Annotated in this window: 19 protein-coding genes and 1 pseudogene; 12 read left to right on the forward strand and 8 right to left on the reverse strand. The window is 57.9% G+C overall.

The features are described 5' to 3' along the window. The 4 genes from AB4Z52_RS33930 to AB4Z52_RS33945 form a co-directional block, all read left to right on the forward strand. Window positions 1–202 (forward strand): hypothetical protein (locus AB4Z52_RS33930; RefSeq protein WP_442222235.1); only part of this gene is annotated, 202 nt, incomplete at its 5' end. A gap of 17 nt (window positions 203–219) precedes the next feature. Continuing rightward, window positions 220–750: an Hsp20/alpha crystallin family protein gene (locus AB4Z52_RS33935; protein ID WP_442222236.1), complete on the forward strand. Its 531-nt coding sequence runs from the start codon at window positions 220–222 to the stop codon at window positions 748–750. A gap of 70 nt (window positions 751–820) precedes the next feature. Next, window positions 821–2,752: a heavy metal translocating P-type ATPase gene (locus AB4Z52_RS33940; RefSeq protein ID WP_442222237.1), complete on the forward strand. Its 1,932-nt coding sequence runs from the start codon at window positions 821–823 to the stop codon at window positions 2,750–2,752. A gap of 35 nt (window positions 2,753–2,787) precedes the next feature. Beyond that, a complete protein-coding gene (locus tag AB4Z52_RS33945) occupies window positions 2,788–3,186 on the forward strand; it encodes a pyridoxamine 5'-phosphate oxidase family protein (protein ID WP_442222238.1) in 399 nt (132 codons plus the stop codon). Between the two features lie 134 nt (window positions 3,187–3,320). Here AB4Z52_RS33945 and AB4Z52_RS33950 read toward each other — a convergent pair whose 3' ends face one another. From AB4Z52_RS33950 to AB4Z52_RS33960, 3 genes are all read right to left on the reverse strand, one after another. After that, a complete protein-coding gene (locus AB4Z52_RS33950) occupies window positions 3,321–4,637 on the reverse strand; it encodes an NRAMP family divalent metal transporter (protein WP_442222239.1) in 1,317 nt (438 codons plus the stop codon). Window positions 4,638–5,558: 921 nt separating this feature from the next. Next, window positions 5,559–6,056, reverse strand: coding sequence for a sulfocyanin-like copper-binding protein (locus AB4Z52_RS33955; protein WP_442222240.1), 498 nt, complete (start codon window positions 6,054–6,056; stop codon window positions 5,559–5,561). Window positions 6,057–6,315: 259 nt separating this feature from the next. Next, window positions 6,316–6,741, reverse strand: a complete 426-nt coding sequence (locus AB4Z52_RS33960; protein WP_442222241.1) for a DUF4010 domain-containing protein — start codon at window positions 6,739–6,741, stop codon at window positions 6,316–6,318. A 117-nt stretch (window positions 6,742–6,858) separates the two neighbouring features. Here AB4Z52_RS33960 and groEL point away from each other — a divergent pair. Continuing rightward, a pseudogene (gene groEL, locus AB4Z52_RS33965) lies at window positions 6,859–7,058 on the forward strand (chaperonin GroEL); the annotation flags it as partial. 35 nt (window positions 7,059–7,093) lie between these two features. Beyond that, window positions 7,094–7,414 (forward strand): ATPase inhibitor subunit zeta, encoded by a 321-nt coding sequence (locus tag AB4Z52_RS33970; RefSeq protein ID WP_442222252.1) that lies wholly within the window; start codon window positions 7,094–7,096, stop codon window positions 7,412–7,414. Between the two features lie 361 nt (window positions 7,415–7,775). On the opposite strand, the gene AB4Z52_RS33975 is transcribed toward AB4Z52_RS33970, so the two are convergent. Beyond that, window positions 7,776–10,151 carry a phosphoketolase family protein gene (locus AB4Z52_RS33975; protein ID WP_442222242.1) on the reverse strand — a complete coding sequence of 792 codons (2,376 nt, stop codon included), beginning with the start codon at window positions 10,149–10,151 and terminating at the stop codon, window positions 7,776–7,778. A 264-nt stretch (window positions 10,152–10,415) separates the two neighbouring features. On the opposite strand from AB4Z52_RS33975, the gene AB4Z52_RS33980 reads away from it, so the two are divergent. The 4 genes from AB4Z52_RS33980 (at window position 10,416) to AB4Z52_RS33995 (ending at window position 15,410) form a co-directional block, all read left to right on the forward strand. Beyond that, entirely contained in the window at window positions 10,416–10,829 is a 414-nt protein-coding gene (locus AB4Z52_RS33980) for a universal stress protein (protein ID WP_442222243.1), read from the forward strand. A gap of 56 nt (window positions 10,830–10,885) precedes the next feature. Further along, window positions 10,886–11,605 carry a CBS domain-containing protein gene (locus AB4Z52_RS33985; protein ID WP_442222244.1) on the forward strand — a complete coding sequence of 240 codons (720 nt, stop codon included), beginning with the start codon at window positions 10,886–10,888 and terminating at the stop codon, window positions 11,603–11,605. A gap of 77 nt (window positions 11,606–11,682) precedes the next feature. Then, window positions 11,683–14,286: a magnesium-translocating P-type ATPase gene (gene mgtA / locus AB4Z52_RS33990; protein ID WP_442222245.1), complete on the forward strand. Its 2,604-nt coding sequence runs from the start codon at window positions 11,683–11,685 to the stop codon at window positions 14,284–14,286. Between the two features lie 275 nt (window positions 14,287–14,561). Beyond that, window positions 14,562–15,410 carry an ABC transporter ATP-binding protein gene (locus tag AB4Z52_RS33995; protein WP_442222246.1) on the forward strand — a complete coding sequence of 283 codons (849 nt, stop codon included), beginning with the start codon at window positions 14,562–14,564 and terminating at the stop codon, window positions 15,408–15,410. 174 nt (window positions 15,411–15,584) lie between these two features. On the opposite strand, the gene AB4Z52_RS34000 is transcribed toward AB4Z52_RS33995, so the two are convergent. The 3 genes from AB4Z52_RS34000 to AB4Z52_RS34010 are packed head-to-tail and all read right to left on the reverse strand — an operon-like array spanning window position 15,585 to window position 16,903. Beyond that, window positions 15,585–15,842: a CBS domain-containing protein gene (locus AB4Z52_RS34000; RefSeq protein ID WP_442222247.1), complete on the reverse strand. Its 258-nt coding sequence runs from the start codon at window positions 15,840–15,842 to the stop codon at window positions 15,585–15,587. 51 nt (window positions 15,843–15,893) lie between these two features. Further along, window positions 15,894–16,544, reverse strand: a complete 651-nt coding sequence (locus AB4Z52_RS34005; protein ID WP_442222248.1) for a CBS domain-containing protein — start codon at window positions 16,542–16,544, stop codon at window positions 15,894–15,896. 47 nt (window positions 16,545–16,591) lie between these two features. Next, a complete protein-coding gene (locus AB4Z52_RS34010; protein ID WP_442222249.1) occupies window positions 16,592–16,903 on the reverse strand; it encodes a hypothetical protein in 312 nt (103 codons plus the stop codon). Window positions 16,904–17,097: 194 nt separating this feature from the next. On the opposite strand from AB4Z52_RS34010, the gene AB4Z52_RS34015 reads away from it, so the two are divergent. Together AB4Z52_RS34015 and AB4Z52_RS34020 are read left to right on the forward strand one after the other, a co-directional pair. Beyond that, the gene (locus AB4Z52_RS34015; RefSeq protein WP_442222250.1) at window positions 17,098–17,934 is read left to right on the forward strand and encodes a universal stress protein; all 837 of its coding nucleotides are present in this window, start codon (window positions 17,098–17,100) and stop codon (window positions 17,932–17,934) included. 112 nt (window positions 17,935–18,046) lie between these two features. Beyond that, window positions 18,047–18,694 (forward strand): BON domain-containing protein, encoded by a 648-nt coding sequence (locus AB4Z52_RS34020; protein ID WP_442222251.1) that lies wholly within the window; start codon window positions 18,047–18,049, stop codon window positions 18,692–18,694. A gap of 156 nt (window positions 18,695–18,850) precedes the next feature. Here AB4Z52_RS34020 and AB4Z52_RS34025 read toward each other — a convergent pair. Next, on the reverse strand, window positions 18,851–19,052 hold a 202-nt coding region (locus AB4Z52_RS34025; protein ID WP_442222235.1), incomplete at its 5' end, for a hypothetical protein.

Consider the following 19,052-nt stretch of genomic DNA (forward strand, 5'->3'; position numbering starts at 1 on the left):
TGCCTCCAAATTGACTGGCCATGCCAGCGGCATGACGATACCCGGTGGCAATGGCCGCTCTCGAAGCTTAGTCGACTGGAATTTGGCGGTGTCCGCATTGAGACAGATCAATGCCGAGATCGCCGCGCGGGCTTTAATCGGCGATACGTCTTGCGCAATCGCTGGGCTTACGAACAAGCACGGCGATCAAGGAGAAGTCTAAGCCAAAGGAGCTCAATCATGGTCGATGCAGCAACAAGACTGCCTGTCACAGCGGAAAAGAAAACGGTCCCTTCGACACCCAAACCCCTGTCGCGCATCGAAACTCTGCGACGCGAGATCGACCGTCTGTTTGACGAAATGCGCCCGAGCGCCTGGCAATTGCCGACAACGCGATCGTTGTTCAGCTACGAGATGCCCTCCATGCGGGACTGGCAGATCTCGCCCTCCGTCGACTTTGTCGAGGTCGGCAATGCCTACGAACTGACGGTCGAACTTCCTGGACTGGACGTCGCCAATGTCGACGTCACCATCTCCAATGACGTGCTGGCCATCAAGGGAGAGAAGAGAGACAAAAAACAGAAGCACCAGGGTGACTGCTACGTCTCGGAGCGACAGTACGGATCTTTCGAGAGGATGCTCAAATTGCCCGATGGAGTAGACGCCGAAAAGATCGCGGCGAGTTTTGCCAAGGGCGTCCTGACGATCAAGCTTCCCAAGTCTCCCGCAACCCGGGAAGCCGAAAAGAGGATCCCGATCAAGGTATCATGAGGCCCCGTGACAAATTTGCGCGGCGCGCCAGGTCGGCGCGCGGCCACTCTTTCAACCAAAGGCGCTCCGAGTGATCATTGTTACGAGCGACAAGCACGCAATGGGTTTTCCATTCAAGCAAAGAGGTTTGCTGATGCTGGTTTGCGCTGGCGCAGGCCTTTCCATCGGGCTGGTGTGCGTGGTTCTCGGCAACCGCTCGAATGCCCATTTCGCGTGGGTACTGGCCACTCTTCCGGTTCTTGCAGCACTTCTGTTACAGACCTATGGCTCATTGCGGCGCGGCGATTTTGGTCTCGACATCGTGGCAGCCCTATCGATGGCCTTCGCGCTGTGGTTCGGCGAAAGCCTTGCCGCCAACGTCGTGGCACTGATGTATGCGGGTGGCCAGTTGCTCGAGGAATTCGCATCCGGTCGTGCCGCACGCGAGATGACGGCATTAGTTGGCAGGGTCGCGCGAACGGCGTTCCGATATAGGAACAAGCTTCTGGAAGAAGTGTCAATCGCCGAGATTGCCGTCGGTGACCGGATCATGATCCGCCAGGGTGAAGTGCTGCCAGTCGACGGAACGATGCTCTCAGGCCGTGCCGTTCTCGATGAATCCGCCCTGACAGGCGAAGCGCAGCCTGTGGACCATCATGTTGGGGACGAGGTCCTAAGCGGGACCACTTCGATCGGTCCAGTCTTTGAGATCAAGGCGCTTCGCCCCGCCGCCGACAGCACCTATGCCGCCGTCGTCCGCCTGGTGGAAAAGGCACAGAACAGCAAAGCACCGATGGCCCGGATGGCCGACCGATATGGTTTGGCGTTCCTACTCGTCACGGTGTCGATGGCGTTCACCGCCTGGCTCCTATCCGGCGACACCCGGCGGGCCCTTGCGGTTCTCGTCATCGCCACACCATGCCCGCTCATTTTGGCTGTGCCCGTCGCGATCATGTCAGGTATCTCGCTTTGTGCCTCGATCGGCTGCCTGGTGAAGGACGGCGGTGTTCTTGAAGCCCTGAGCCGCGTGCGCGTCGCGATCCTCGACAAGACAGGCACACTCACCCACGGCGGGGCCCGCATCGTTGCGATCGGCAATGCCGACTGGGTCGAGAAGGACGAGGTCCTGCGTCTGGCGGCTTCCCTGGATCAGGCATCAGGCCACGTTATGGCAGAGGTGTTGATCACGGCTGCACACGAACGCGGCCTTCAACTCACGCCGCCAGATAGTGTCGAAGAGATTGCCGGAAGCGGACTGGAAGGACGGGTCAATGGCCGCCGCGTCGTCATTGGTGGCGGCAGCTTCGTGAAGAGCCGGAGTTCCACAGAGAACACGCGCGCGTTCACGGAAAGCCACCGGCCAGGAGAGGCTGCGGTCACGGTGGCAATCGACGGTATCATTGCCGGCACAATCGTCCTGGCCGATCCGGTTCGCTCAGAAGCGATTGCCGTCCTTGAGCGAATGAGAAAAGCCGGGATCAGAAGGATCGTCCTTGCTTCGGGGGATCGGAACGATATCGCATCGCACGTCGGCAAGACACTTGGCATCGAGCAGGTTCTCGGCGAGCAGACACCGGCCTCGAAAGTGGCGGCCGTCATTGCGGCGAAGAGTTTCGGGCCTGTCATGATGGTCGGTGATGGCGTGAACGACGCGCCTGCGCTTGCCGCGGCCGATGTTGGTGTGGCCCTCGGCGCCCGCGGAACGGCAGCATCATCGGAGGCGGCGGGAGTGGTGCTGCTCGTTGATCGACTGGACCCCTTGGCTGACGCCATTGTCATTGCGCGCCGCACAGTCGGCATCGCCCGTCAGAGCGTGATTGTTGGCCTTGGTCTGTCGGTCGTTGGAATGTGCGCGGCTGCGTTTGGGTATCTGCCTCCCCTAGAAGGTGCGTTGCTCCAGGAGGTCATCGATGTTGCGGTCATCCTCAACGCATTGCGTGCGCTTGCACGGCCGGACGATGCGGATATAGCGGCGCGCAGGACGCCTGGATTGACACGGATCAACGCGGAGAAGGCGGTGTAGCCCCATCCTGAACGCCCAACGAAAGGAGCACCACCATGATCATCACGTCACTGAGATGGGAGGAGTGCGTCGCGTTCTTGTCCCGGCATCGGGTCGGTCGGCTTGCTTGCTCCAAGGACGACTGGGCCTATGTTCTGCCCATACACTACGCCTTCGTAGTCGATCGCTTTTACAGCTTTTCTTTGGCCGGGCGAAAGATCGAATGGATGCGCGAGAACCCCCATGTCTGTATCGAGGTCGATGTGCTCCGTGAGCATCGTTGCTGGGAAAGCGTCGTGGCGCGCGGCGTCTACCAGGAACTCCCTGACAATGACCAGTGGCACGACGAGCGTATGCGCGCATGGGGGCTTCTGCAGCAGCATAACGACTGGTGGGAATCGGGCGCGATCAGGCCGCATCAGGCCGCATCAGGAAGAACAGGAACACCACCCTGACACCATCTTCTTTCGCGTCACCGTTCAGGACTTGACGGGCAGAAAGGCGCTTGGAGACCATTGGAAGGCTGAAGAACCGTAGCGGGTTGGCCGTAGCGGCCGGTCGCACACTGCCGCTGATCGGCGTCTGCCCATCAATTGGGCAGCAACATGAGCAAAGCAGCGGCGGCCATAAGGGCGACCGCAGCCCACCCGATTGTGGACGAGACCCAGCCGATGGTGAAGCGGCCCATGACCTTCGGACTGGAGGCCAGCAACAGGATCACCGCCATCAGTGGGACTGCCAGTACTCCATTTATGACGGCGCTCCAGAACAATGCCTTCATCGGCGTGATCGGCGAGTACTGAATGCCGAGTGCAAGAAGGACGCTGACGGCGATCACGGTGTAGAACCCGCGTGCATCGCTCGGATTGCGTTCGAGCCCAGACTTCCAGCCCAACGCTTCGGCACAGGCGTAGCCGGCCGATCCCGCAAGGACAGGCACCCCGATCAGTCCGACCCCGAGAATTCCAAGGGCGAATACCAACGATGCGAACTGCCCAGCCAGTGGCCGCAATGCGTTTGCGGCTTCGGCGGCCGTATCGATATCGGTGATGCCCGCAACGTTCAGCGTTACCGCGGTTGCGAGTATGATGAAGAACGCTGTGAGATTGGAATAGAGCATGCCGCTCCATGTGTCCCAGCCAATCCTTCGCAGCTCGCCAGAGGCTGCCCCAGAATCATTGAGAAGTGGGGTCGCGCCACGGTGCTGATGGAGGTCCTCAACCTCTTCCGACGCCTGCCAGAAGAACAAGTACGGACTGATTGTCGTTCCAAATACCCCGACCACGACGGCCGCATAGGTCGATGTCGGTGTGATTTGCGGCCAGATCGTCCTGAGTGCGACCTGCTGCCAGTCGATGTGGACCGTGAAAAGGACTGCGGCATAGGCCAGCAGCGACACGGTCAGCCACTTCAAAAGCGAGACATAGCGGTGGTAAGGGATGAAAATTTGAAGCACCAGAGTCCCGAAGACGAAGACCGTCGTCATCAGATGTCGATCTAGTCCGGTGACAAGCTCTGCGACCTCGCCCATCGCGGCCACATCTGCGGCGATATTCAGGACGTTGGCAATCAACAGCGACAGCACAACGCCGATTAGCACAGCGGGCGGGAAAGCCATCTTTATGTTGGCCGCCAGCCCCTTTCCCGTCACCCGCCCGATACGGGCACAGGTCGACTGGACGACGGCCATCAGCGGGAAAGAAACAGGCATTGTCCAGAGCATGTTCAGGCCGAACTGTGCGCCCGCCTGGGAATAGGTGGCAATGCCACTTGGATCATCATCGGCGACACCTGTGATGAGACCAGGTCCGACATGTGCGAGTGGATGTTCCTTCAATCGGACCAGCCATCCCGATATGGAAGACCGGAGCGTTCTCTTCGGGACGGCGATCTCAATATCAGTCATTGGCGGTTTCCATTGTCCACAAGACATGGGGCAGAAACTGGCTGGGCATGCCTGTTCTTGCTTTCACCTTAGTCTGGATGCGACGCACGCCGTTGATTCTGATCAATTAGAATCAGGAAAAGCCCGACCGAATTCGCTCCCATATTGCCTGCCGCGGACAACATGATTGTCACTTGCGGACCCTGGCTTTGCGGGGGGGACTTCTCAAAGTGCCGCATTGACGCGGATCAAGTGACCCGCATCAAACCCGTTTCGTCACCGCACCCTGAGGACAGGTCGTTTTGAGCTCTTGATCATTGTTCGAGTGACGCCGCAGAGAATGCAAAGATCGGACTTTCAGCCCCAATGAACTCCTTGAGTGGCGAATACTCTCGAACCGAAGAAGTACTTCTGGCAGGAGCAGGTCTGGACGCGTCCCATCCGCTGCATGCCGATTTTAGATTGGTCAAGCGCGAGGATGGGCGGTGGGAAATCTCTAGCTTGTCTCTAAAGGATTATGAATGGGTATGCTCCGGGATGAATGAGGCCCTACAAACCGGAACGCACACTTCGATCGCCGTAAACCTATTCAGAGCCAACCACTTCTTGAAAGAGGCCAGAGCCAACGACTTCAAACCAGAATTCTGGGCGGCGGAAATCGCCGCCCAGAAGAGGATGCTTCGTTCTTCCATATCGGGATGGCGCGTCCAGTTAAAGGAACATCTACTCGCCCGTGTCGGCCCTGGTCTCACCGCAGGTGTCGCCGACAACGACCCGAGCGGCATTGGCGGGCGCCCAGTTCGGCCTGCCCAGGCCACCCGCTGTACGCCCAACCGTTGACCTTGTCGTCGTGCAGCGAAACCGACAGCCCTGACGATCCCGGCAAACTATCGAAAATTGCGACAGTCACAGGCTGCGGCCAAGGGCTGGCTGGTTCAGGGCCTAGGGATTGACGGTGAATTCGGCCCACATGCCGGCTGCATAGTGACCTGGAACGTTGCAGATAAGTAGGTATTTTCCAGCCTTGAGTTCGACGGTCAATGTGCCTGATTTGCCGGGATCAAGCTCCGAAACTTCGCCCTTGTCGCCAGCTTTGTCTTCGTCGACCCGATTCTCGGCCGCGATGTAGGGAAGCGGTTTACCGGGGTCGGCAAGGTACATCACGATCATTTCGTGAATGGTGTCCTTGGAGTCATTTTTCACATTGAATGTGACCTTCCCGGCCTTTACCGCACCGGGTAAAGCCTTGATCCCCATAGTCGCATTGGCGAGATTGAGTCCTGGGGCTGCATAGGTAAGACCCGTTGGCATATCCATATTCGCGCCCTTGTCCCACAGCGAGACCTTGACGAGCGCAGCAGCCTGGACGGCGCCGACACTGCCGGCTATGAGCATTGCGGCGGCAAGCCCGAGTACTACTCTTCTCGGTATGGTTATCATAGCGACCTCTTTCAGGACGGCAGCATAATTGCTCTTAATCCTGGCCGTCATCCTACTCGCGGCGCCACCCACCGTCCTTGCGCTAGATCAAATATCGTTGTGGACATCGGCCATGGCGGCGAAAGACGCAGCACAGACCCGGCGGCAGCTTGCGCTTGTCGAAATCTATAATTACCGATCGCGCGGCAAGCCGCTAGGTTCGGTGCCGTGACGCTGCAGATTGTTCGTGACTGGCCTGTTTCGCCCTTGTGTCCAATGGTCAGGCAAAGCCACGAGCCCCGATATAACTTGCGGTACCGGCCAAAAGGGCGGTTACCGTCGCGATGGCCAGCGCCATGGCATAGGACCGACTTCCAAACAGAATGGCCAACACCATCTTCGCTATCAGGTTGACTGCAGCGGCCAAAAGGATGGCGGTCGTTGCCACCTGCGTGGTGAGCACCGAACCCGCCATGCGCGTCGTCGACAGTGTGATTGCATCGAGATCGACAAGTCCCGAAAGCAGTGCGACTCCGAAAATCGCCGATGCTCCAAGCTGGTCGATCATGAACTTCGATATGAAGGTTAGAACGCCAAGCAACGCCCCGAACCGCAGAACCGTGAACAGCTCGAATGGACTATCCAGACTGATGTCCCTTTCGCCAATATCGGCTTTGCCTTGCCACACCATCAGGAAGCTTGCCATTGACTAAAATCAATGCGCGCAAGGCGGAGCTGAACGAGTGTGATGTCTTGTAATCTTTGCGCATAAAATGAAGGCTTCGCTATGACGCATAAACAGGTTCTGTTTCGCCCAGCAGCGGGCAGTTACGGTTATGACGCCGGCCGCAAGGTCTTTGTCGACATGTTTGAAGCGGGTATTGTCGATCAACGAAAGTCGTTCGCATCGCACTGGAGAATGCAGTCTCGGTCGCGAGCGTACTGCTTCTGACCGAAGCGACGATGACCGAAATCCCGGATGAATCAAAGGAGAGTTCGGCTCGGCCGGAGATGTCACTTTGAGGTTGTCGAGTGGAGGAAGACAAGCTTGGGCAAGTTTGGATGATAGACGACGGGCTTTGGGGGATAAGTATATTCTTGATTTTGAACGAGCTTTTAAGGTCAGGACTCGACGAAATCGCCTCTTGGAAGAAAGGGTTGCGGGTATCATCGATCGAAACGATGTCGAAGCATATGTGAATGAGGTCCTCGACACCGGCTTAGCATCGCCAGGCGACGCAAGTCTTATCCAAAAAATAGTCGCTGATCTTGGAGCCGCCGACCAAGCGGTCGATGAAGAGTTCCTTCGCGAAAAGATGCATGAGCTGATGTATGTCGCAGCTGAGGCGATTGAACAGGCATCTGACACAGGCCACTAATTGCGACGAACTGAGCCTCTTCGGTATCAATGTATCAAGGAGCACCGAACCAGCGGCAACGGCGTCATCGCCTCCATCGGAGAGCTAAGCCCGGCCATACATTCGACGTCGGTCTCGAAACGGAAGTGTTCCGTATCGGTCATTCGCAGGAGCTTGTTTGCCGGAAGGGCTTTGCTTTCGAGCTTTGCGACCCGGGGCTCAGCAGATCGTCGATCTGAGTCTTGAGCTGACCATTGATAATCTGGCTATGACCCCAGTCCGATATCGATCACCGCTAGCGGTTTGGCCGCGACGAGTTTGCCAGTCACCATCCGTGCTCCGACCTTGATGGGCTAGCGCTTCAGCTGTGCATCGTGACGAACTACGCCGGTTCCGACCACACCCAGCCCTTAATCTCGGGCAGATCATCAAAATATTCGCGGATATATCGATCATGCTCTTTGAGCAGTTCGGTGCAATGCGCAACCAACCTGCCCTGCTTGACCAGCATACCGGGAACGTACCGAAGCACATCCAAGCAGAGATGGAGGCGGCTCATCTTGTTCAGGACCACCATATCAAAAGGTGTCGTCGTCGTGCCCTCTTCCAAATAACCACGAACATGAAATCTGTCATGCGCCTCACGTCCGTGCAGCAGCTCGTGAATCACGCCGGGATAGCCGTGAAAGGCGAAGATCACCGGGGCGGCGGCGGTGAATATGTCGACGAAATCGGCGTCTATCATCCCGTGCGGATGCCGATCGGCGGGGCAGAGCCGCATGAGATCAACGACGTTGACGACTCGAACCTTCAGTTCAGGCGCGTGTTGCCGCAACATCCAGGCGGCGGCAATCACCTCTTGCGTAGGGATATCGCCGGCACAGGCCAGAACGACGTCCGGCTGCTGGGGCTGGTTGCTGTACATGTCCCAAATGCCCGCACCCTTGGCACAATGGGCTTTGGCCTCCTCCATCGTCAGCCACTGCAGTTGCGGCTGCTTGTCGATGACGATTAGATTCAAGTAGTTGACGCTTCGGAGGCAATGGTCGGCGACGGAAAGCAGGCTGTTAGCATCGGCTGGAAGATAGACACGGGCCACCGTCGGCTTGCGGTGAATGACTGTATCGATAAAGCCGGGCCCCTGATGGCTGAAGCCGTTGTGGTCGTTGCGCCAGCATGTCGACGTCAGGAGATAGTTGAGCGACGGTACGTCGGCGCGCCATGGTACTCGCTTGGCATGTTCGAGCCACTTGCCATGCTGCATCGACATGGAGTCGATGATCATCGCAAAGGCCTCATAGGTGGCGAACAGGCCATGGCGCCCTGTCAGCGTGTAGCCCTCGAGCCATCCGTGACAGCAATGCTCGCTCAACACCTCCATCACTCGCCCCTCGTGCGATACATGGTCGTCGCCTGGCAAGATGTCGCTGACCAGGCACCGATCGGAAACATCGAACACGGCGCCGAGCCTGTTCGAATTTGTCTCGTCTGGACAAAACAGCCGGAAATTGTCGGGGTTGCTCTCGTAGATATCCCGAAGGTATTCGCCGAGCACTACCGTCGATCCGACCCTGTCCCGCGCTCGTTGTTCGAACTTGACCTCGTACGCGTTGAAGTCGGGAAGCGCCAGCGGCACGGTCAACAACCCGCCATTGGCATGTGGATTTGATCCCATACGACGCGGACCAGCCGGGGCAAGATCGGCATATTCGGAGCGAAAACGACCTCCATCGTCGAACAGCTCCTCCGGTCGATAGCTGTGCATCCAGTCCTCCAGGATTTGCAGGTGCTCAGGCTTGGTAAGGACATCCGACACCGGGACCTGGTGAGCGCGAAACGTGCCCTCGATCTGCAGACCATCGACCATCTTTGGTCCGGTCCAACCCTTTGGCGTGCGAAGGATGATCACGGGCCAGAGCGGCCGGACGCTCGGGCCCTCTCCGCGTGCTTCCTTCTGGATGGCGCGGACGGCCAGCACGGCCGTTTCCAGCGTACGCGCAAAATCCCGATGTACGATCTCAGGGACGTCGCCCTCGACAAAATACGGCCGATAGCCTTGACCTTCGAAAAATTTCGCCAAGTCAGCATCGCTGTGCCGGCCCCACACCGTCGGGCCGGAGATCTTGTAGCCATTCAGATGCAGGATCGGCAAGACCGCTCCGTCCCGTTTCGGGTTGATGAAATCGATGCTCTTCCAGCTTCCAGCGAGCGGCCCGGTTTCCGATTCCCCGTCCCCAACAACCGCCGCAACCAAAAGATCAGGGTTGTCCATAACAGCACCGAAGGCATGGACCAGGACATAGCCGAGTTCACCACCCTCGTGGATGGATCCAGGTGTCGGAACGCTGACATGGCTCGGCACGCCGCCTGGCGTGGAAAACTGCCGAAAAAGCCGAAGCATTCCACCCTCATCACGGGTGATGTCGGGGTAGAACTCGGTATAACTTCCCTCAAGCCAGACGTTGGCGATCAGTGCGGGACCTCCGTGGCCGGGTCCTGCCATGTAGATGGCATTGAGATCATATTTCTTGATCAGTCGGTTAAGGTGGACATAAATCAGATTGAGGCCGGGTGACGTACCCCAATGACCGAGCAGCCGCGGCTTGATGTGCTGTACCGTCAGCTTCTCCTTGAGCAACGGATTTGCGCAAAGGTAGATCTGGCCGATGTTCAGGTAGTTCGCAGCCCTCCACCATGCATCGATTTTGCGCAGTTCGTCCACGCCTAGTGGCGCCGGAACAGTTGCAAGAGCGTTCATCGTGTCATCCCGTTGTGCTTGATTGCTCGGTGCTTGCGATCGCCTCAAGTAAAAAGCGGTCTTCGAGCATGTTTCCTCATTGATCGAGTGCACACTTGTTCAACAACTCCATGGCCGCATTGATCTCAGTCAAGGAAATTCGACTTGGCGACGGATCAAACTCCGGTGCGCATGGCATGAACGATTGATTTCGGTCAACGCGAGCTCGCTGCTTGCGACATAATAATGAAATCAATTGCCTCAACGTCAGAAGAGAGATCAGCGATGTATTCGAAGATAATCTGTGCGATCGGGCTCGGCCCGCGAGAAAAGGCCGAGCACATCCTGCGTCGGGCGTCCGAATTGATCGACCGTGATGGTCAGATCGTCCTCGTCCATGTTCTCGAATCCGTGCCTCACTATGTTGCTCAATCTTTGCCATCGAGCTTCGAGCTGAGTTGGATGCAGGACGCCGAGGAAAAGTTGAAATCGCTTTGTGCGCGTCTGGATGTCCAAGCGCTCTTGGTCGTTGGAGCCGGGCGTACGGCGCCGACCATCCTGACTATCGCGCGCGAGCAGCGAGCGGACCTCATCATCGTCGGTTCGCACATCAAGGATGTAACGGATATGTTTTTCGGGTCAGTCGTCGACCACATCACACACCGTGCCACTTGCGCGGTGCTGATCGATCGGCACTAGGCCGGCCCGCCCCCCTGACCCATACGTTCTAACGACTTCAACCGGGAGCTATTGCCATGCTTGCCAGAGATATCATGACGTCGCCCGTCATTACGATTGAGCCGTCCGCATCGATCGGCGAAGCCGCCGACCTTATGCTCAACCATCACATCAGTGGACTGCCCGTCGTCCTCGCAAACGGGACGCTGGTCGGAATGATAACAGAGGGCGATTTCCTTCGTCGTGGCGAACTTGGGACCGAGCAAAAGCGTTCCAGATGGCTCGAATTCTTTCTGAGCCCCGGCAAGGCTGCGGACGAGTACGTCCGCGCCCACGGGCGAAAGATCGAGGAGATCATGTCCGATAACGTCGTGTGCACTCGGCCCGATGCAACACTGGACGAGGTCGTCACGCAAATGATCGATCGCAACATCAAGCGGCTTCCGGTGATCTTGGACAACAGGCTCGCGGGTATCGTTTGCCGGTCAGACCTCTTGCGGGCCCTTGCCGCCCAATTGCCCATCGATACGGTTGCAAGGAACGATGATGCATTGCAGGATGCCATTATCACCGAATTGCGTCGACCCTCCTGGAGCGGGAATTGGACAATCCAAGTGGGCGTGAAGTCGGGCGTGGCAACACTCAGCGGCGTCATCTTCGATGAGCGCGAGAGACAGGCCGCACGCGTTGCGGCGGAGAATGTGGCGGGCGTAAAAGCGGTGACGGATGAACTCACCTGGGTTGATCCGATGTCCGGCATGACCATGCCTCCGCCAGGCGCCGCGCGGGAACTGTGACCTGCAATTCGGCATCATTGCGAGCAATGTCAATTCTACGAGCGCCACTTGGGGACCTTTCCGTGCAAGCTGACACCATGACAATCCCCCTTGCTTCCGGCGAACCCGGAACGCAGAACGCGTATTGGGCGCACCCGGCTTCCCAATTGCTGACGGAGTACCACACAAATGCGGGTGGCCTCTCCGCCACCAATGCAAGGGAACGTCTCGCCAAGGCGGGGCCCAACACGATTGGCCGTCGGTCCCGCACCACCGCCATTGGCACCTTTGCCAGGCAATTTCGCAATCCACTCGTTCTCATTCTCATCTTTGCTGCGATTGTTTCGGCCACCGTCGGGGACATAAGCGATGCGCTGATCATCAGTCTGATCGTACTGGCAAGCTGTGTGCTCAGCTTTAGCCAGGAATACCGCGCGTCGAAAACGATGGAGAGCCTTCGCCGGACAATTTCCACTAAAGCAACGGTCGTGCGGGATGGAAAAGAACTGGCGGTCCCTGTCGAGGATGTCGTGCCCGGAGACATCGTGAAATTGTCGGCGGGCAACTTGATCCCAGCCGACGGCGTCATCCTTGATTCCCGCGATTTCAATGTCAGTGAAGCTGCGCTGACAGGCGAGACGTTTCCGGTGGTGAAATCGGCTGGCGAGACAAGCGCGGACGCGACCCTGGGGCAAAGGACCAACGTCGTCTTCACAGGCACATCGGTGCGAAGTGGGACGGCGACCGTGCTCACGACACGTACCGGCGGAACGACCGAATTTGCCAGCATCGCTGCGGCAATCGAGCGTCAAGCCCCCGAAACCGGGTTCGCCAAGGGTATCCGCCGTTTCGGAACGCTCATGACCGAAGTGATGTTGGCGATCGTCATCGTTGTCTTCGTCGCCAATCTTCTTCTGCATCGTCCCCTCATCGAATCGCTCCTGTTTTCGCTTGCCCTTGCCGTCGGCCTGACCCCGGAATTGCTGCCGGCGATCATCAGCGTGACGTTGGCACGCGGTGCGCGCGCCATGGCAAAGAACGGCGTCATCGTGCGCAAGCTGGAGGCGATTGAAAACCTTGGTAGCATGGACATCCTTTGTACCGACAAGACGGGCACGCTGACCGAAGGCGTCATTCATCTCGACGGCTGCTTCGACAGCGAGGGACAGACTTCTTCCGATGTCACATTGTGGGCAACGCTCAACGCGACATTGCAAACGGGGCTTGCCAATCCGTTGGATGATGCGATCGCATTGGCGGCAAAAGACGCAAATCTCTCGCAATATTCGAAAGTTGACGAAATACCCTATGACTTCATTCGCAAGAGGTTAACCGTCGTCATCCGGGAGGCGACCCAACCGACGTCCGACCTGATGATCTGCAAGGGAGCGGTCAGCAACGTCTTGGCGATTTGCTCCTGCGTCCTCAACGGGCAGCAATCTGAAGCCCTTGACGACACCCGCCGCAAACACATCGACGAGAAATTCCAGGCATGGAGCGCACAGGGATTCCGCGTACTTGGATTGGCGGTGCGCCGGATCGATCGACAAGCCGCATATCGTCGCCAGGACGAGACCGGGCTTGCATTCGCGGGTTTTCTTCTCTTTCTCGATCCGCCGAAATCAGGCGTAGCGGAAACGCTTTCGGCACTTTCAGCGCGTGGTATCGCCATCAAAGTCATCACCGGCGACAACCGCTACGTTGCACGTCACCTTGCCGCGGCGATCGGCATTAAGGTGGGCCGGGTCATGACCGGCGAAGAGCTGTCGCATATGACAAAGGACGGCCTGCTTCGTCTGGCGCCCAAGACAGATCTGTTCGTTGAGATCGACCCAAATCAAAAGGAACGCATTATCGAGGCGTTGCGTCGGCACGGTCACGTCGTCGGCTACATGGGCGACGGCATAAACGATGCGCCGGCGCTGCACGAAGCCGATATCGGCATTTCCGTCGACACTGCTGTCGATGTTGCGCGCGAGGCCGCCGACATGATCCTCTTGAAGCAGGATCTGGGCGTTCTTTTGCGTGGCATCGATGACGGGCGCCGGACCTTTTCCAATACCATGAAATATGTTTCGATCACCACAAGCGCGAACTTCGGCAACATGATCAGCATGGCTTGCGCTTCGCTCTTTCTCCCTTTTCTGCCTCTGCTTGCCAAACAGATCCTGCTGAACAACCTGTTGTCGTCCGTGCCTTCGCTTGCCATCGCCGGAGACAACGTGGATCCCGAGCAGGTCGAGATACCACGCCGATGGGATATCGGTCAGGTGCGCCGCTTCATGGTCAGTTTCGGGCTTGTCAGCTCAGCGTTCGACTTTCTGACTTTCGGCTTTCTGCTCTTGGCGATGCACGCGACAGCGGACACATTTCGGACCGCTTGGTTTGTGGAGTCGCTGATTACCCAACTTGCCATCGTCCTCGTCGTGCGGACCCATATGGCCTTCTGGAAAAGTCGCCCGAGCCCCATGCTCACAATGCTGACACTGGGGATAGCCCTTCTTGCCGTAGTGTTCCCATATCTGCCGTTCGCCGCTTGGTTCGGCTTCATCGCACTTCCACTTCCGATCGTAGCGGGCCTCCTCGCGATTTCGATACTTTATGTGATCGTCTCCGAGGCGACGAAACGATGGTTCTTCGCTCGGGGGCGCGAAGCACACCTTCGCAGAACGACCAAGCGACGGGGATTGCCACGCCATTGAGACGACGGCGCCCCGATTTTCGTGGAAGCCATGGCCCTCACAGTGCGCTGCGCTACCCCCATTTGCGAATTGATGCCGTCGAGCTTGCTCAAAATGGTAGGATCTCAAGCGAATACGAGCGCTTCGCAGTGGCGTGGCCCTCATTGACTGAAATCAATGACCCTCCTGCAGCTTCTCTCAATATACCGTTGGTTGAATAGCCAAGAAAGGACGACGCGTTGCCGCCAAATCTTCTCAGTTTTGTTCTGTCATTTGGCAAATGGCATCAAGTTGCCATGGTCACGCTGTCCGTCGCTCTTTTTGCCCTTGGAACCGCACCACTCGAAGTCCAGCGGCGCATCGTGAATGCCTCGACTACCACGGGCTCGTTCAGTTCGATCGCTCTGCTGGTGGTTGTCTATTTGGCACTCACCTGCTCGGAAGGACTGATCAAAGTCATCTTCAACCTCTATACGAGCTGGATCGGCGAGCGGGCGATCCAATGGTTGCGACTTTTTGTTCTTCGGAAATCCGAACCGGGAGGGGTCCTGCTTCCAAGGTTGGCAAACGAAGCGATACAGCTCTCGATCGTGCTGGAAGAGGCCGAGCCCGTTGGAGGGTTTGTTGGCGCTTGCTTCGCGCAACCTATTTTGCAGGTCGGAATTCTCGCGGGCGTTTGCGGATATCTGTTCTATCTCCAGCCGCTCATGGCGTTGATTGTCGGCGTCATTTTTCTCCCGCAAGTCGGCTTTGTGCCGCTGATGCAGCGGGCTATCAACAAGCGGGTCGAGAAAAGGATAATCGTGACGCGGGATCTAAGCCAAGAGATCATCGACACATCCGGTGACGCCGCCGCGGCGGTGTCGCCGATCGGTATCGGCGAGCTTTTTGCGACGAATATGAGCATCTACAAATTCAAATTTTCCATGAATTTTTCAATGAATCTGATGACCCAGCTTGGTTATGCCGGGATCTTCGCACTCGGCGGCTACTACGTCGTGACAGGAAAGACGCAGATCGGCACGGTCGTCGCCTTCATTTCCGGCTTGGCGAAGATCAACGATCCTTGGAGCGAGTTGATCGATTGGTATCGCAACTTCAAGGTCACACAGGTGAAGTACCAGTTGATCCGTTCGATCACATAGACCGCATAAACCGCTCGACGGTTGGCACCGCGTTGAAGCGCGGAGTTCCAAACTCGTCACATCAGCTCGCAAACGGGCGAAATGCGGACTTGAAGTTCTTGCGTAAGCACAAATGATGCGCCTGGCCGTTCGACGCACTCGATCGCGACAATCGCCTATTTTTCTCCATGGAGTTCAGCGCGACGTATCGACTCGGCCAGGCACCGATCGGGCGTGGGCGTCAAGACATCCCAAGCGGTGCGCGCGCGGGTGCAGTCCTGGCGCCAGGCCCTTGATGGCGAGATCGCGATCGGTGACGCTGCCGATAAGAACGCCATTTTCGACGACCAGGACGGTATCAATGCCGTCGCGACGCATGATATGAGCGATCTCGTCGATCGTGCTGGTACGTTCAACCACGTTGTGGCGATGCTGCTCTTGTCTGTTTTCCATAGTGCTTTCTCCTAAACATGCCCAAATCCAGCTGCTTGCGGACCTCACCCATCAGTCCCGAGGTGACGTGCCGTCCACATAGCCGTTGACGCCGCGGATGTTTTCGACAAGCGTTCTGATGGCCCGGCGCTGCAACTCAGTGTCGATGGTTCCGACGACGGAAACCTGTGCATTTTTCACGGTGACGCCGACCCTTTCACTTCCGAGCCCGAGGTCGGTCTTCAGGCGGGTGGCAATGGCCAGCTTTATCGCCTCGTCGCCAGTCGCAACGATCTCCGAACGAGTGTCGATGATGAGCCCCAGCAAGTCGCATCGGCTGACGATGCCGACCAGATGGCGGTCCTCCACGACAGGCAAGCGCTTGATCTTGTGCGACAACATCAGAGCGCCGATCTGTCCGACGTCAATGGTGGGGGCAATGGTGACTACGTCAGAGATCATTGCGTCCCCGACCGACCAGCCGTAGGTCTGGATGTAACTCTGCAATTCGGTTCTGTCGTTGTAATTGGCGGGCTTCGCAGCCCAGTTTGTCCCCACGCGCCGAATGAGATCGCCTTCCGTCAGGATCCCGCAGACTTCGTTGTCTTGCATAACAGGCAGGCCGCTGACGCCATTTGCCAGCATCAGCAGCGCCGCGTTGCGGACGCTGGTCGTCGGAGCGACCGAAATCACGCCCCCGGTCATAATGTCTTTCGCCTGCATGGCAGTTCTCCGTATGATTGCCGAGGGTTAGTCGAGATCGCCGATGCCTAGGAATGCTCCCGGAGCGCCGCCCGTTCTTGTGCTTGCTCCTGCGCCGAGGCCAGCAGTTCCTCGGCATAGTCTTCCGCTGATTTGGTATCATGACCGCACAGGCTGGCGTCGTGGCATTTCCGGTCGATCGCATGGCGCATCGCCTTGATGAGCTCAGCCCGGCCCTTCTTGCCATGGTCGCTAAGGAGCCTCGACAAGGACGTCAGTGCGACCAGTTCGAGGATCATCATGCGACCTTCGATCTCGCCGAGCGAAGGGATAGCCTTGCAGGCTGCACCGCCTAGGGCGTCACGTTTGGCTCTGAGCATTGTCTCAATCCCTTCATAGATTCAGCTTAGCTTAGTCTGCCGATATCCGCCGCAACGGCATTGACCAGGATCAAACCAAAGCGACGAAAAGCGACCGGTCGGCAATCCCGGCGTTGACGAAGATCAAGGCCGCTCGATTCGGATCGGTTAGAATTCGGTCGTGGCGGCCTTTCGGTCGGCCCGGGAGCCAAATCATGTCCTTCAAGACAATTCTTAGCGTCGTCGACATGCGTCAATCAGCGGCCGACGTTGAAATCGCAACCGCTCTGTGCACAGAGCTCGCAGCGCACCTGAAGCTGCTGATCGTGTCGCTCGAGGCGACATCGCCCGTCGGCGACTACGCTCTGGGCACATCATCTGTCTGGGTCGAGGAGCGGGAGCGGAACATCGGAAAACTCGAGGCGGAAGCGCAAGCATTGAAAGACTTGCTCCAGTGCAAGGAGATCTCCTACGAGGTGGAGAGCCTATGGCTGGATAGCGCTTACGCCGACGCCGACATCGGCAACTATGCCCGCTATTCCGACCTGGTGGTCGTCGGACCGTCGCTGTTTGGCGCCGACGACGAGCTGAAATGGCACACGGTGAATGCCGCACTGTTCGAGGCCATGCGGCCGGTACTCATCGTTCCAGACAAGAAAATTCCGTCTTTGAAACCCAAGACAGTTCTGTTGGCATGGGATTCCACCTTGGAAGCGTCACGCGGCGCGCGCGAAGCGCTTGATATCATGGTCGGAGCCGAGGTCCACATCACGCTCGTCGATCCCAACGCATCGTACGGGCGAAACGGCGCAGAACCGGGCGCCGACATCGCCCTCTATCTTGCACGACATGACGTGAACGCCATAGTGGATCGGCTGCCGAGCGCCGGGCGAGACATATCGGACGTGTTGAACCAGCACGCCATAGACATCTCCGCCGATCTCATCGTCATGGGCGGCTATGGTCATTCGCGCCTTCGCGAACGCATTTTCGGCGGCGTCACTCGAACAATGATCAAGAGCTCAAAACTGCCTGTCCTCATGGCGCGCTGACGAAACGAGTTTGATGCGGGTCACTTGATCCGCATCATGCGGCACTTTGAAGCTGCATCATCATCAGCACCGCGCCAGGCACGAAGCCTCCGGCACTGAAAAGGAGACAGACATGACCGATATCACACTAAGACAAGACATCATGGATGAACTCGAATTTGAACCGAGCATCGCGGCTGCCAACATTGGCGTCGCGGTCCACTCAGGCGTCGTGACCCTGACGGGCCACGTGCCCACCTACGTACAGAAGTCGACGGTCGAGAATGTCGTCAAACGCGTAAAAGGGGTCAAGGGGATCGCCGAGGAAATCGAGGTCAGAGCCTTCGGGCAACACCGTACCGCAGACGACGAGATCGCCAGGCGCGCGCTGAACACGATCAGCTGGAACACGGTCGTCCCGACGGGTGCAGTCCAGGTGAAGGTCCAGAAGGGCTTCGTCACTCTCAGCGGCAAGGTCGAGTGGCAGTACCAGAAGAACGCCGCCGCCGCCGCGGTCCGACCACTCGAGGGCGTCTCGGGGATCCTCAATCTGATCGACGTCACGCCGCACGTATCAACCGGTGACGTAAAGCGCCGTATCGAAGAGGCACTCAAGCGAAATGCCGAAGTCGAGGCGAAGGCCATCCGTGTTGATGTCGCCGACGGACGCGTGACGCTCGAGGGACATGTTCAAACATGGCCTGAGCGTCGGGCAGCGGAGCACGCCGCATGGTCGGCCGCCGGCGTGAAGACCGTCGTCGACCATATTACAGTGGCCTGACGGTCAATCGACCGAAGAACATTGCGGCGACACCCGACGGTCGTCGCCGCATGCTGTCGTCCGAATACGGCTGACGCACGGCCCAGAACTACCGAGCCGGTTGGGTCTGGACAGGCAGTCTTGTTGCTGCATCGACCATGATTGAGCTCCTTTGGCTTAGACTTCTCCTTGATCGCCGTGCTTGTTCGTAAGCCCAGCGATTGCGCAAGACGTATCGCCGATTAAAGCCCGCGCGGCGATCTCGGCATTGATCTGTCTCAATGCGGACACCGCCAAATTCCAGTCGACTAAGCTTCGAGAGCGGCCATTGCCACCGGGTATCGTCATGCCGCTGGCATGGCCAGTCAATTTGGAGGCA

The sequence above is a fragment of the Rhizobium sp. 2YAF20 genome, assembly GCF_052114685.1.
Taxonomy (GTDB): Bacteria; Pseudomonadota; Alphaproteobacteria; order Rhizobiales; family Rhizobiaceae; genus Rhizobium.

Excerpts from the sequence above, each read along its gene's own strand:
- AB4Z52_RS33995 (WP_442222246.1), top strand. The coding sequence starts at position 14,562 with ATGGTCACGCTGTCCGTCGCTCTTTTTGCCCTTGGAACCGCACCACTC.
- AB4Z52_RS34020 (WP_442222251.1), top strand. The coding sequence starts at position 18,047 with ATGACCGATATCACACTAAGACAAGACATCATGGATGAACTCGAATTT.
- AB4Z52_RS34010 (WP_442222249.1), bottom strand. The coding sequence starts at position 16,903 with ATGCTCAGAGCCAAACGTGACGCCCTAGGCGGTGCAGCCTGCAAGGCT.
- AB4Z52_RS33985 (WP_442222244.1), top strand. The coding sequence starts at position 10,886 with ATGCTTGCCAGAGATATCATGACGTCGCCCGTCATTACGATTGAGCCG.
- AB4Z52_RS33975 (WP_442222242.1), bottom strand. The coding sequence starts at position 10,151 with ATGAACGCTCTTGCAACTGTTCCGGCGCCACTAGGCGTGGACGAACTG.
- AB4Z52_RS34000 (WP_442222247.1), bottom strand. The coding sequence starts at position 15,842 with ATGGAAAACAGACAAGAGCAGCATCGCCACAACGTGGTTGAACGTACC.
- AB4Z52_RS34015 (WP_442222250.1), top strand. The coding sequence starts at position 17,098 with ATGTCCTTCAAGACAATTCTTAGCGTCGTCGACATGCGTCAATCAGCG.
- AB4Z52_RS34005 (WP_442222248.1), bottom strand. The coding sequence starts at position 16,544 with ATGCAGGCGAAAGACATTATGACCGGGGGCGTGATTTCGGTCGCTCCG.
- AB4Z52_RS33955 (WP_442222240.1), bottom strand. The coding sequence starts at position 6,056 with ATGATAACCATACCGAGAAGAGTAGTACTCGGGCTTGCCGCCGCAATG.
- AB4Z52_RS33935 (WP_442222236.1), top strand. The coding sequence starts at position 220 with ATGGTCGATGCAGCAACAAGACTGCCTGTCACAGCGGAAAAGAAAACG.
- AB4Z52_RS33980 (WP_442222243.1), top strand. The coding sequence starts at position 10,416 with ATGTATTCGAAGATAATCTGTGCGATCGGGCTCGGCCCGCGAGAAAAG.
- AB4Z52_RS33945 (WP_442222238.1), top strand. The coding sequence starts at position 2,788 with ATGATCATCACGTCACTGAGATGGGAGGAGTGCGTCGCGTTCTTGTCC.
- mgtA (WP_442222245.1), top strand. The coding sequence starts at position 11,683 with ATGACAATCCCCCTTGCTTCCGGCGAACCCGGAACGCAGAACGCGTAT.
- AB4Z52_RS33960 (WP_442222241.1), bottom strand. The coding sequence starts at position 6,741 with ATGGCAAGCTTCCTGATGGTGTGGCAAGGCAAAGCCGATATTGGCGAA.
- AB4Z52_RS33950 (WP_442222239.1), bottom strand. The coding sequence starts at position 4,637 with ATGACTGATATTGAGATCGCCGTCCCGAAGAGAACGCTCCGGTCTTCC.